We start from the raw sequence: 13,206 nt of genomic DNA on the forward strand, positions 1-13,206 counted from the left end.
AGATAATGGGGAAATCGGAGAAAAGACTGATAGTATGAATAATTTTAGTGAAAACAGAAAACGTAATTATATAAGCACAGGTCTCATGGTTACTGCATTTGCGGTAGCTGTGGGACTTTTGTACGGTTATTTCTATGATCTTAACGACGATGTCCTCATGAAAGATATTCTGTCAGGTGTTTATACAGGAAAGCCTGAAGGACATAATATTCAGATGCTTTATCCTGTCAGTCTTATTATAAGTATTTTCTACAGGATAATTCGGGCAGCGGACTGGTATGGATTATACCTTTTGGTATGTCAGTATCTGAGCCTTTCGCTGATCATAGATTTTGTAGCAGGTAAAACAAAGAAGACTCTTAAGGCAGCAGCCTTTGTTCTTCTTATCTGCTCATCCTTGATGCTGGGGCATTTTGTTATAGTCCAGTATACCTTCGCCGTTGCCATGATGTGCGGTGCTGCGGCGGTTCTGATTGCCGAAGGCAGGGATAAGATGGCGATGGCATTTATTGTTGTGGCATTTCTTACAAGATCAGAGATGACGCTTCTGATGCTGCCTATGGTTATGCTGGTTTTGTTTTTCAGGTTCATTGATAATTTCAGGGAAAGCGGCGCGTTTAAGAAGGCACTTACCTGCTTTTTAATGATAGTAGCAGGGCTCCTTGTGTCGGAAGGCTTGCATTTTGCAGGCTACAGCTCAGCGGGCTGGAGGGAGTTTAATTCATTTTTTGACAGCAGGACTGAGGTTTACGATTTTTATCAGGTGCCTGATTATGATGAAAACAAAGAGTTCTACGATTCGATTGGTCTTGATAAGACTGAGTATGAGCTTTTAATAAATTACAATTTCGGACTTGATGATGAGATAAACGCAGATACCATGAAGAAAATTGCTGAGTATGCTGCATCCATCAAGCATGAGGAGAGTATATTATCAAGGCTTAAGACGGCTCTTCCAAAGTATTTCTACAGGTTAAGAAGCGTATCGCTTCCAAAGAGCTTTGAGTATCCCATGACGGATTCACCCTGGAACATTGTCACGTTTTTGCTCTATCTGTACGTGATAATAATGGGATGCATGGCCATGAAAAAGTCAGGGGTAAGGGATGGCGTTATTTTACTTGGCAAGGCGGCAGTTCTTTTCCTTGGAAGGAGCAGCTTATGGCTTTATATCCTTGTCAGAGGAAGAGATCCCATAAGGATTACCCACTCTCTTTATATGCTGGAGATCATTGTGCTGGTAACTGTTATAGCAGGTATTCATGCAGGCGATGGTACTGAGGAATCAGAAAGCAAGCCGTTTTATAAAAAGCCGTTAAATATTCTTGCTGCCATTTTGGCGGTTGTTATGCTTATTTACATACCTTTTCAGGCAGGAGTTACCGGCAGGGAATGTACGGGCAGGCGAGAGTATAACGAAGTATATGAGATCCTTGAGAGTTATTTTGAGGAGCACTCAGAGAATTTCTACTTTGTGGATGTGTATTCCTCTGTAGCTTACGAGGATAACGGTTATACCTATTCTCAGAAGATGTTTGATACCCATGGGAATAAAGGCTCTAACAGTATTTTGATGGGCGGCTGGGCCAGCAAGAGTCCTATTGAAAAAAAGAAGCTGGCAGCTCACGGACTTTCTGAAAACATGCAGGATGCTGTGCTTGCACCTAATAGCTTTATTGCTGCTGATAAAGATACTGATATGCAGTGGTTTACCGGCTATTACGAAGCAAAAGGTATCAGTGTTTCTTTGAAAGCGGTTGATGAAATTGCAGGTGAGTTTGTTATTTACATGGTGAATGGATAATGAAAATTGGAGTCCAACATATTTTTGGTTGGGACGCTTGGGATTTGGAATATGGTAAAAGAAGGAAGCAAGGTATTCTTACGAAAAATCACATATGATGATACGCCCTTTATAGTTAAGTGGCGAAATAATGAGAGGGTAAGGAACAATTTTATCTACAGGGAAGTCTTTACCGAAGAAGGTCATAACAGCTGGATGAAGAATAAGGTTGAGACAGGAGAAGTTATTCAGCTGATTATATGTGAGAAGGAGACCGGAAGACCTGTCGGAAGTGTCTATCTTCGCGATGTGGATATGGACCTTAAGGAAGCTGAGTACGGCATTTTTATAGGCGAAGACGATGCGCTTGGAAAGGGCTATGGCAACGAAGCAGCCACCCTTATGTGTGAATATGCTGCAAGGGAAATTGGGTTAAAGAGACTTATCCTCAGAGTTTTCACGGATAATGAGCCTGCAAGAAAGAGCTATGAGCATGCCGGGTTTGTTAAGACAGAGGACCTCCCCGGTGTAGAGTGCTCTGATGGCGAAGTCAGGGACATGATTCTGATGGAAAAGAAATTGGCAGATATGGTAGAATAATTCTATGCATAAATTAGTAAGTTTTATTATTCCGTGCTATCGCTCGGAGAAGACAATTGAAGATGTTATAAACGAGATTGAAGGCGCAATGGACATGCTTGTGCTTTACAGCTACGAGATCATTCTTGTGAATGACTGTTCTCCGGATAATACCTGGCAGAAAATATGTGAGCTTGTAAAGGAGCATGATGAGATTCGCGGCTATAATCTGGCGAAGAATTTTGGTCAGCACGCAGCTCTTATGGCCGGTTTTAATGAGGCTAAGGGGGATATTATTGTCTGCCTTGATGATGATGGACAAACGCCTGCCGATGAAGTCGGTAAGCTCTTATATCAGATAGAGATGGGAGCTGATGTGGTTTATGCCAGATATGGACATAAGCAGCACAATCTTTTCAGAAATTTTGGCACAGCCATGAATGAATGGATGGCTCATGTGATGCTTGGTAAGCCCAAGGATCTGTTTGTATCCAGCTATTTTGCAGCCAGAAGATTTGTTGTTGATGAGATGGTGAAGTATAAGAGCTCGTATCCTTATGTTATAGGTCTTGTTCTTAGAACTACCAGAAATATCGTGAATGTGGATGTGACTCACAGAGCGAGGACTGTAGGCAGCAGCGGATATACTTTTTCCAAGCTTTTGGCTCTGTGGATTAACGGATTTACGGCATTTAGCATCAAGCCCCTTAGAATTGGGACTATGATGGGCGGCCTGATCGCATGCTTTGGCTTTTTATACGGAATATATACCATAATCAAGAAGCTTTTGTATCCTGACCTTCCGATTGTCGGATTCAGTGCTCTGATGTCTATGATGACATTTATGAGCGGAATGATAATGATAATGCTCGGACTGGTGGGCGAATACATTGGAAGAATATATATTTCTCAGAATAATAATCCGCAGTACGTGATTCGCGACGAGGTTACACATGAGGAATCAAAGTAATAGAAATAAGACCTGGCAATTGCCGGTCTTATTTGGCGTATTGCTGTCCCTTTCAATAACCTGGGGATATCAGCTTGAACACTATGATCATATCGTTCTTACGGATATAAAGAGCGCCGGAATATTTGCAGCGCTTGCGGTTTTGTTTGCTCTTTTGGTTCAGTTTAGCTGGAGTCGCCTTGACAAAAGAGATGCCAGACTAAGTCACAGCGAAGAACAGATACATGTGGTTCATAAGAAGGAAATGAGTAAATACAAGGGATACGACAGAGGCTGTTTTCTTGCGGTATGGTTTGCCATCGCCTTATTCAGCTTCATTGTGCTTCTTGGCGTTTACCCGGGCTTCTTTGTATATGATGCCCAGACAGAGGTTACTGAGGTTCTGACAAGGAGCTTTAATACGCATCATCCGCTATTGCATGTGCTTATGCTTGGAGGCAGCGTTGCATTTTTTCACAAGCTGACAGGCAGCTACAATGTGGGAATATTTGTCTATACCGTCCTTCAGATGCTTATAATGACATGGATTTTTACCTATATTATCAGCTTCATGAAAAGGCATGGCGCAGGCAGAAAGCTAAGAACTGCTACAGCACTGTTTTTTGGTGTTTTTCCTACAGTTGTTATGTACACTTTGTGCTCCAGTAAGGACGGCCTTTTTTCGGCATTTCTGGTGCTTACGGTTATTCTGATTCTGGAGTGGGAAGAGCTTACAGGTAATGATAAAAGGAAATGCAAGCAGAGACAGATAGTAGTAAGTGCTCTTCTTATGATGCTCTTTAGGCATAACGGCATGTATGCCTACCTTGTATTTGCAGTGTTTGTGCTGATAGCAGGCAGGGAGAAGCATAGAAAGAACACAGTTAAGAATGGAAGAAGGTTCTTTTTGATCCTTCCGATTATTCTGTATCTTGCTATAAATACTGTGATGGGGGCTGCGCTTAAGGCAGAGAGCGGTGAGCATCAGGAGATGCTTACGGTGCCAATTCAGCAGCTGGCAAGGACTTATGTATATGAGGGCGATGAGCTTTCACAGGAAGATAAGGATGCGATTGTCAGTTATATAAGCGAAGAAGGTCTGTCACACTACACGCCCAGAATATCTGATATATTGAAGATGTATTTTGATAATTCTTTGTATGAGAGTGACAGATTAGGCTTTTGGAAGCTTTGGGGCAGACTTTTTATTAAGCATCCCATGTGCTATGTTAATGCATGGTTTTTGACGTCTTACGGATATTGGTATCCGGGGGCTGTAATAAACGTATATCAGGGGAATACGGTTTTTACTTTTACTTACAAAGACAGCTCATATTTTGGATATGAGGTTGAACTTCCGGGGGAGAGAACGTCATTTATTCCCATTATTGATGAGTTTTACAGGAAGCTTTCAATTGAGAAGTTTCAGCAGAATATACCTGTGATATCACTTTTATTTTCACCTGCTGCATACTTCTTTGGATGTCTTTATTTGTTTTTGACTGCCCAGCACAGGAAAAAGAACCTGCTCTACCCATATCTGCTTATTATGCTGGTGTGGCTTACAGTGCTTCTTGGACCTACATATCTGGTTAGATACGTTGTATATTTGTGGTATATTATTCCTGTTTTGTTTCAGATTGGAGCATTGCAGGTGGAGGAATTATGAGAAGAACGGTTGTGACAAAACAGACGGCTGCAAGAGCTGTTATTATACTTTTTGCTTTGCTTACAGTGCTATCTGTGTTTCCTTTTAGAATCTGGCAGAGGACCATCAGTGAGCATAGTGATGCTGAGGTTACTTCAGTTTCAGACAGGGTAAATGATTATCATGATGTGGTGCAGAAATTTATTGCACAGTACGACAGGATTGAATCAATAGATGTATTTGTAAATGAGCTTGAAAGAGGTCAGTATATGTCTGTGGTAGTATACAAGCCTACCATGGAAGTGCTTTACGAACGATATGTTTATCTTGGGGATAAGACTATTCCGGGATATGTTACTATCCCTTTGGAACTGGATCTTGAGGTTGGGGAGACCTATACCATTCTTTTAAATGGATGCTTTTCTTCATACAAAGTGGGATATAGCACCTACGATCCCGCAAGATTTCCTTATGTGCTTTCTTTTGCATATCATGACACTGAAGTAGGCGGAGTAAGTCTTACAGCAGTTTATAATTATGAGCAGCCGATTACTAAAAAGGCGTCACTACTTATAATACTTGCAACCATAGTTGTTGCAGCTATTTTATGTCTCCTGGTATCAGTGGTATATGGCGGCAAGAGAAATAAGCTTGTTACGGTTCACAGAGTTATCAGATTTGTGGGTAATCCCATAGCGGTTGCTATCACAGCTATTCTTATGGTGATGATATTTCCGCTTAAGATATTTGATGAGAGAATGATAGACATTGTGTTTTATGAGGTCGGAGTTTTAATCTGCGGCTTTTTCATGCTGTATGCTATCAACCATGAAAACGATGCGACTCTTGATGTAAAGCTTTGGCACAATGCTTTAAACTTCATAAAAATGAGTACGATCGCAGCAGCGGTGTGGTTCTGCTGTGAGTATATGAATGCTTTTTATACTATTTTCCAAAGTATAGCAGAGCGCAAGGAGATTATTTGCCTTCTTATTTTCCTGTGTCTGTTTATTCCAAGAGAAAAGGTGCTTAAGATATACAATCTTATCTACTGCGCGGTTGCTGTTGTTGCAGGAGCTGTTTACAGAAATACTCATCTGATGGCAGACACCGAGAAGGAATATGACCTTCACAACGCAGCAACGACTTACGGTGTTGTAATCGTAATTCTCTTTGAATTCTTACTTTTGAATATCCTTATTGAAATTGTTCGCATGGTTAAGGATAGAGGTTCAAAGAAAGGAACAAAGACTTCTTTGACGGTTATGGCTTTCATCACTGTTTTGCTTTTTGCAGCCATGGCACTTTTCAGAAACACCAGGTGGTGGGGCGTAGTACTGGCAGCCTTTGTGCTTCTTTTGATGTTCTGTTATGGAAGATTTTGTCATGCAGATAAAGAGAGCAGAAAAGGATATCCCGAGCTTGTTATGGGAGGTCTCCTTCTGAATTTTGTGGTATCCATGCTATACTGCTGGGCTTACAGAATGTTCCCTGCGTTTAATACCGGAAGATTTCCTTTTGTTTTCCACACTGTTACGGTAACAGCAGAGTATATGACTGCTATGGAATGCGTGTCTATGGTGCTTTTGGCATACAAGATTTATGATACCAGGGATATAAAGCGGTTCGGTGACAGATTCAGATATCTTTGGAAGGAATTCATTCTGTTTGGCTTTGTAAGCGCATACATGATATTTACTATTTCAAGAACCTCATACCTTGCATGTATCGTGATGTTTCTGTTTGTTTGTATAGTAACTACCGCGGATAATAAAAAGGGAAAGCTTATGTATTTCCTAAGGCAGGTTGTAACCATGGCCTTTGCTGTTATCCTGTGTTTCCCTGCGGCATTTACCATGCAGAGAATACTCCCTGCGATTTCGGCTCATCCCAAGACCTTTATTATTGAGGGTTCGAATCCCGGATTAAACGGTGGTGGCAATCCGGGCAGCACACTTTTTATGAATGTTGAGAGATTCGCTGATCTGTTTTGTGAAAAGATACTTGGCGCAGACCTCATTAATTACAACTATCCGGAGGATAAGTACAATTACGACGAAAAGGGAAGACCAATCTATGGCCAGAACGGTGTAAAGCTTACAGAGGTTCAGGCTGAATTCTGTAAGGTTGAAATCAAAGATCTTCTTGAATCAGCGCTTACTTCTGAAGATGACAAACAGTATCTTCTTGATACAGCGGGCTACGAGCTTGGGCTCGATCAGCCGCAGGAAGAGGAAGAAACAGTAGAGACTGTAGAAGTAACAGAGGAAGCTCCACAGGAGCAGAATCTTTCAGATGGTATAGAAGAGTTCTCAAACGGAAGAATCACTATTTTCAAATCATACCTGCAGCAGATGAATCTGTGGGGACATGAGGAAATGGGAGCTGAGCTTCCTTCCGGTGAAATAGCTGTTCATGCCCATAATACTTATCTTCAGGTTATGTATGATAATGGAATAATTACGGGAATACTTTTTGCAGGGCTTGTCCTCATTTCCATTGTCTCAGGATGGTTGTATTACAGGAGATATAAGGGAGAAATTCCGGGAGCCCTTCTTCCCGGTGCCATGACAGTATGTTTTGCGGTAGCTTCAATATCCGAATGGGTATTCCAGCTCAGCAATCCAATGACTATTGCTCTTATGCTGTCACTTATGCCTCTTTGCATGAAAGAGCAGAAAAAATAAAATTGTGGTATTATAGACTATTATGAATTCAGAAAAGAAACCATTTAACTATGCAAAATTTTATAGAAGAGCAGGTCTTATCGTTTATGACGTTATCAGCATAATAGCAGCCGGCTATATTGCGCTGCTTATGCGATACGAGTTCAACATAGATCTGGTGCCCACGGAATTTATGGTTCCGGTGACGGAGTTTATGGGGATAAATATAGTCCTCACTATAATTGTATTTTATTTTTTCAGACTCTATCACAGCTTATGGGCTTATGCAGGTGAGACAGAGCTGCAGAACCTTGTAATGGGCTGTGCGTCCTCAGCTGTTATTAGCGCCATAGGACTTCAGTTTTTCAGGGTGGGAAGACAGCCTGTTCCGCAGAGCTATTATTTTCTGTATTTCTTCTGGCTTATGTCTTTCATTTTTGTAAGCAGATTTAGTTACAGATTTTTAAGAAGTGTTAAGCATAAGTCTGAGAATAAGAAGAATTCCACCTCTGTAATGGTGATTGGTGCCGGTGAAGCGGGTAATGTCATCATAAAAGAGATTGTTAACAGTAACTATTCCACAATGGTTATCAGATGTATCATCGATGATGACCGCAGTAAGTGGGGACATTACATTCAGGGTATCAGAGTAGTGGGCGGACGCGATAAGATTATCGAGTGCGCGGATCTCTATGATATAGAAGAGATAATAGTTGCGATTCCTTCTCTTTCAAGAAGTGATATGAGAAAGCTTCTTGATCTTTGTAAGGAGACCAACTGTAAGCTTCGTTCACTTCCAGGTGTTTATCAGCTTGTTAACGGTGAAGTCAATGTTTCAAAGCTCCGCGATGTTGAGGTAGAGGACCTTCTTGGCCGTGATCCCATTGCGGTTGATCTTGGACAGATTGCAGGATATGTCAGTGGTAAAACCGTACTTGTTACAGGCGGTGGCGGATCCATCGGTTCCGAGCTTTGCAGACAGATTGCTAACCACAAGCCGGGCAAGCTTATAATAGTAGATATTTATGAGAACAATGCCTACGATATTCAGCAGGAGCTTAAAACAAGGCATCCTGAGCTGGATCTTGAGGTTCTTATTGCATCTGTCAGAAATACCAACAGAATTAATAAGATTTTTGAGACCTATAAGCCGGATATTGTTTACCATGCAGCGGCTCACAAGCATGTACCGCTTATGGAGGACAGCCCGGGAGAAGCTATCAAGAACAATGTATTTGGTACATTTAAGACAGCCATGGCAGCAGCTATGAACGGCTGTAGCAAGTTTGTAATGATATCAACAGATAAGGCGGTTAATCCCACCAACATCATGGGTGCAAGTAAGCGTATCTGCGAGATGATAGTTCAGACCTTTAACAAGCATTATGATACAGAGTTTGTTGCGGTTCGTTTTGGTAATGTTCTTGGTTCCAACGGCTCTGTTATTCCGCTTTTTAAAAAGCAGATTGCAGCAGGAGGACCTGTTACTGTAACAGACCCTAATATCATCAGATACTTTATGACCATTCCGGAAGCCGTAAGTCTTGTGATGCAGGCCGGCGCTTATGCCAAGGGCGGCGAGATATTCGTTCTTGATATGGGAGAGCCTGTAAGAATTCTTGATCTTGCAGAGAACCTTATCAAGCTTTCAGGTTACAAGGTAGGCGAGGATATCAAGATCGAGTTCACAGGTCTTCGTCCCGGTGAGAAGCTCTATGAAGAGATGCTCATGGATGAAGAGGGACTCCAGGAAACAGCCAACAGAATGATCCATATCGGAAAACCCATAGCAATGGACGATATGAGATTCTTTGCTCAGCTTGAAGAACTTAACGGAGCTGCTAAGGCAGAGCACGCAGACGAGATAAGAGAGATTGTTCAGAGGATAGTAGTTACATATCATCCTGAGGATAATGCCGAGGATCATACGACAGAGCATCAGAAAGCGCTTGAGCGTGCTGCGCAGCTCATAAATGAATCGGAGTAAAAATATGGATAACAGATTTGAGGGAATTGAAAGATTTGAAAATAAGGTATGGCTTGCAACACCTACCATGCATGGAGATGAGAGCAAGTGGGTAAATGAAGCCATTGAGACCAACTGGGTTACTACTCTTGGCGAGAACATAAATGAAGTAGAGAGACTTGTTCAGGAAAAGATCGGCAGAAAATATGCCATTGGTCTTAGCGCCGGAACAGCGGCTCTCCATCTTGCGATCAGACTTGCCGGCGAAAGGCTCTATGGAACAAAGCCTGCAAATGTGGGCACACTTGCAGGACAGAAGGTTTTCTGCTCTGACATGACTTTCGATGCCACTGTTAATCCTGTAGCCTACGAAGGTGGCGAAGCAGTTTTTATCGATACAGAAAAAGACAGCTGGAACATGAGTCCTGAAGCGTTGGAAAAAGCCTTTGAGATTTTTCCGGATGTAAAGCTTATTGTGGTTGCATATCTTTACGGTACTCCCGGTAAGATAGATGAGATCAGAAGCATAGCAGATAAACATGGAGCTCTTATTGTTGAAGATGCTGCCGAGTCTTTCGGTGCTACCTACAAGGGTGTTCAGACAGGAAAATTTGGTGACTACAGTATAATTTCTTTTAATGGAAACAAGATCATCACCGGTAGTTCAGGTGGAATGCTCCTTACTGATTCTGAAGCTGACTGCCACAAGGTCAGAAAGCTCAGCACACAGGCCAGAGAAGATGCGCCCTGGTACCAGCATGAAGAGCTTGGCTACAATTATCGCATGTCCAATATTGTTGCCGGTGTTATCAGAGGTCAGCTTCCTTATCTGGATGAGCATATTGCTGCTAAAAAGAGAATATACGAAAGATATAGGGATGGATTTAAGGATCTTCCGGTATCCATGAATCCTATACCGAATAACACTGAGCCTAACTACTGGCTCAGCTGCATGATAATTGATGAGGATTCGATGTGTCCTCAGGTAAGGTCTGAGAGAAAAGCGCTTTATAACTCAGAACCCGGAAAATCATGCCCTACTGAGATATTAAACAGCATGGCGCAGTTTAATGTAGAGGGAAGACCTATCTGGAAGCCCATGCACATGCAACCTATTTACAGAACAAACAGCTTCGTTACCATCCAGGGACTCCTGCGAGGCAGAAGCAATGCTTACATAGATGAAGGTAAAGCGGTTGATGTAAGTATGGATATCTTTGAAAGAGGCTTATGCCTTCCTTCAGATGTAAAGATGACCGAGCATGATCAGGATATTGTAATTGACATAATACACAGATGCTTTAAGTAAAGAGGAATTCGATAATATGAGCCTTTCCCGCTCGCATAAGAGAAACAGAATATTGCTGATTGTGGATTTTGTATCACTAAGCATTGCTTACATCGCTATGATCACCTTGAGGTTCAACTGGCATTTTACCAAGAAATGGATGGCGCCTCTTTATGGCATGATCTTTGTAGTAGAGGTTATGTTTGTAGTGCTTGTGGATGTATACAGAAGCAGACGCAAGAATTACAGGAACCTTGAAGACTGTGACCCTGTCGAGGTATTCAAAGTTGTTTTTGAGAATCAGATACTTCAGTTTGCCTTTCTGCTGGTTGTGCTGATGATAACTCAGAACACCTACTATATGTCACGACTGGCTATGGCTTATCTGGTGATCTTCAATGTCATATTTGTTCTTGCCGGCAGGCTTATCTACAGATTCATTCTTAGAAAGAAGGGGAATCCAGAAAGGCACAGAAGAAAGCTTGTGGCTTTGGTATATGAGTCAGACAGGGAAGTACTTCAGGGACATCTTAATGAACTTGGAATTGAGTATGAGCTTGAAGGTATATTGAATCTGGATGCAGCGTATCCGAGAGAATCAGTCAGAACTGAGAATGATAACATAGAACAAAACAGAAACGAGCTCATCAGCCGTATAAAGGAGATTGGCTGCAGCGATGCATTTGTATGCATTCCCAATAAGCCTATGAATGATACGGCAGATTATATAAGAAAAGATATCGTAGGAAGACTTTGCGATATAGGTGTGAATACCTACTTTGGTCTTTCTCTCGACGGTATTTGGATTACAGGAAATCTTATAAGAGATATCGGTTATTATCAGGCAGCATATTATTCAGCTATGGTGAAAAGATGCAGAGTTCTCGGAGTGAACTTTGCAGTATCAAATGTAGAGAATGCCGTCTTATATGTAAGAAGTCATATTAAGTCTCTTATTGGAAAATACATTTGCTTTTGTAATGTACATACGACAGTTGAAGCAAGTGAAAACGAGGATTACATGAGTATCCAGAACGGCTCTGTACTGACATTCCCCGATGGACAGCCAATCGTTAATCTGATCCAAAAAGCGGGATTCGTCAAAGCTGAAAGAATTGCCGGACCTGACTTCATGGAAGCCATGTTCAAATCCACAATGGATGGAAAGGTTTCACACTTTTTCTATGGCGCTTCCGAGGAGACCATAGAGCTTCTGAAAGAAAAACTACCTGCCAGATTCCCCGGTATGGATATAAGAGGATACTATTCACCACCATACAGAGAGCTGACACCGGAAGAAGACGAAGAAGTAATCGATATGCTCAACTCATCAGGAGCAGATCTTATATGGATAGGACTTGGTGCTCCCAAACAGGAAAAATGGATGGCTGCACATCAGGGTCAGCTTAGCGGAGTTATGCTTGGTGTCGGTGCAGGATTTAACTTCTTTGCAGGGAATATCAAAAGAGCGCCTGTATGGATTCAGAAGCTCGGTATGGAATGGCTCTACAGACTGTTTCAGGATCCAAAACGTCTTTTCAAGAGATACCTTGAGTCAAATGCAAAGTTTATTTGGAAAGTCTTTTTTCTGAGGAAATGAAACAGTGTATGTTTTTTTGCGTTTCCGCTATGCTGCTTTAAAGCGTGTGAGTGTCCGCGGTGCAAAGACAAAAGTACGCCAAAGCTTGACTTTTTTTAATCATTTGATATAATTTATTGTCGGCTGTTGGATAAGGCTTTATTTCTGGGGTTTTTAGTTAATGAGTATTTTACGAAATCCGTACAAGGGAGACTTTGATCATGCTCCTGAGTTGGATAAAAGGGGTAGGTTCCGAGACAGATTTTTCTATAAAGGGGATATCTATCTACTTCCATTTGATGAGAATGTTAAAAGGAAAACCTATCTGCCGTGTGTTTTATACGGCCTTGGTATGTTTGCGGCTGTAATTCTGCAAGGAATGGTAAATCAGACGTCATCACATACTTTATGGGTTGTTGTTCCATATTTCTTTCAGTTTTTACCTGTACTTTATTATATGGTAGGAATTCTGGAATATGCCTGGTCGACTCCCAGAATGACAAGACCGCAGTACGACAAAGGTATCGGACGTATGCATTTTTGCGGAATAGCAGTGATGGTACTTGCGATTATAAGCTCGTTATGCGAACTCCTTTATCTGATCATCAGAAGAGGGCAGTATGAATTAAGAACAGAGCTTATTTATTTGGCTTTGCACATACCGGTTATTTTAATAGCAGTTTTATTTGGAAGATATTACAACAGACATTTTGCTGACATTACTATAGAAAAGAATACATAAGTGTTT

General features: G+C 41.6%; 9 protein-coding genes. All 9 read left to right on the plus strand.

Going from position 1 to position 13,206, the window contains the following annotated elements; genetic code table 11:
• The first annotated feature begins 34 nt into the window (after positions 1-34).
• The 9 genes from G610_RS0101665 (at position 35) to G610_RS0101705 (ending at position 13,200) form a co-directional block, all read left to right on the plus strand.
• Positions 35-1,804 carry a hypothetical protein gene (locus G610_RS0101665; protein WP_026523389.1) on the plus strand — a complete coding sequence of 590 codons (1,770 nt, stop codon included), beginning with the start codon at positions 35-37 and terminating at the stop codon, positions 1,802-1,804.
• A gap of 51 nt (positions 1,805-1,855) precedes the next feature.
• Positions 1,856-2,383, plus strand: a complete 528-nt coding sequence (locus tag G610_RS19315; protein WP_051197460.1) for a GNAT family N-acetyltransferase — start codon at positions 1,856-1,858, stop codon at positions 2,381-2,383.
• 4 nt (positions 2,384-2,387) lie between these two features.
• Positions 2,388-3,332: a glycosyltransferase family 2 protein gene (locus G610_RS0101675; RefSeq protein ID WP_026523390.1), complete on the plus strand. Its 945-nt coding sequence runs from the start codon at positions 2,388-2,390 to the stop codon at positions 3,330-3,332.
• A complete protein-coding gene (locus tag G610_RS0101680) occupies positions 3,316-4,980 on the plus strand; it encodes a DUF6020 family protein (protein WP_026523391.1) in 1,665 nt (554 codons plus the stop codon). Before G610_RS0101675 ends, G610_RS0101680 begins: the two co-directional genes overlap by 17 nt.
• Entirely contained in the window at positions 4,977-7,646 is a 2,670-nt protein-coding gene (locus G610_RS0101685) for an O-antigen ligase family protein (protein ID WP_026523392.1), read from the plus strand. Before G610_RS0101680 ends, G610_RS0101685 begins: the two co-directional genes overlap by 4 nt.
• 22 nt (positions 7,647-7,668) lie before the next feature.
• Complete coding sequence (locus tag G610_RS19320; protein WP_026671037.1) at positions 7,669-9,612, plus strand: polysaccharide biosynthesis protein; 1,944 nt, start codon at positions 7,669-7,671, stop codon at positions 9,610-9,612.
• 4 nt (positions 9,613-9,616) lie between these two features.
• Complete coding sequence (locus G610_RS0101695; protein WP_242829597.1) at positions 9,617-10,900, plus strand: DegT/DnrJ/EryC1/StrS family aminotransferase; 1,284 nt, start codon at positions 9,617-9,619, stop codon at positions 10,898-10,900.
• Between the two features lie 16 nt (positions 10,901-10,916).
• Entirely contained in the window at positions 10,917-12,479 is a 1,563-nt protein-coding gene (locus G610_RS23420) for a WecB/TagA/CpsF family glycosyltransferase (RefSeq protein ID WP_242829598.1), read from the plus strand.
• Positions 12,480-12,639: 160 nt separating this feature from the next.
• Positions 12,640-13,200 carry a hypothetical protein gene (locus G610_RS0101705; protein ID WP_026523395.1) on the plus strand — a complete coding sequence of 187 codons (561 nt, stop codon included), beginning with the start codon at positions 12,640-12,642 and terminating at the stop codon, positions 13,198-13,200.
• The last annotated feature ends 6 nt before the right edge of the window (positions 13,201-13,206 follow it).

Source organism: Butyrivibrio sp. MB2005, from assembly GCF_000424285.1.
GTDB lineage: Bacteria > Bacillota > Clostridia > Lachnospirales > Lachnospiraceae > Butyrivibrio.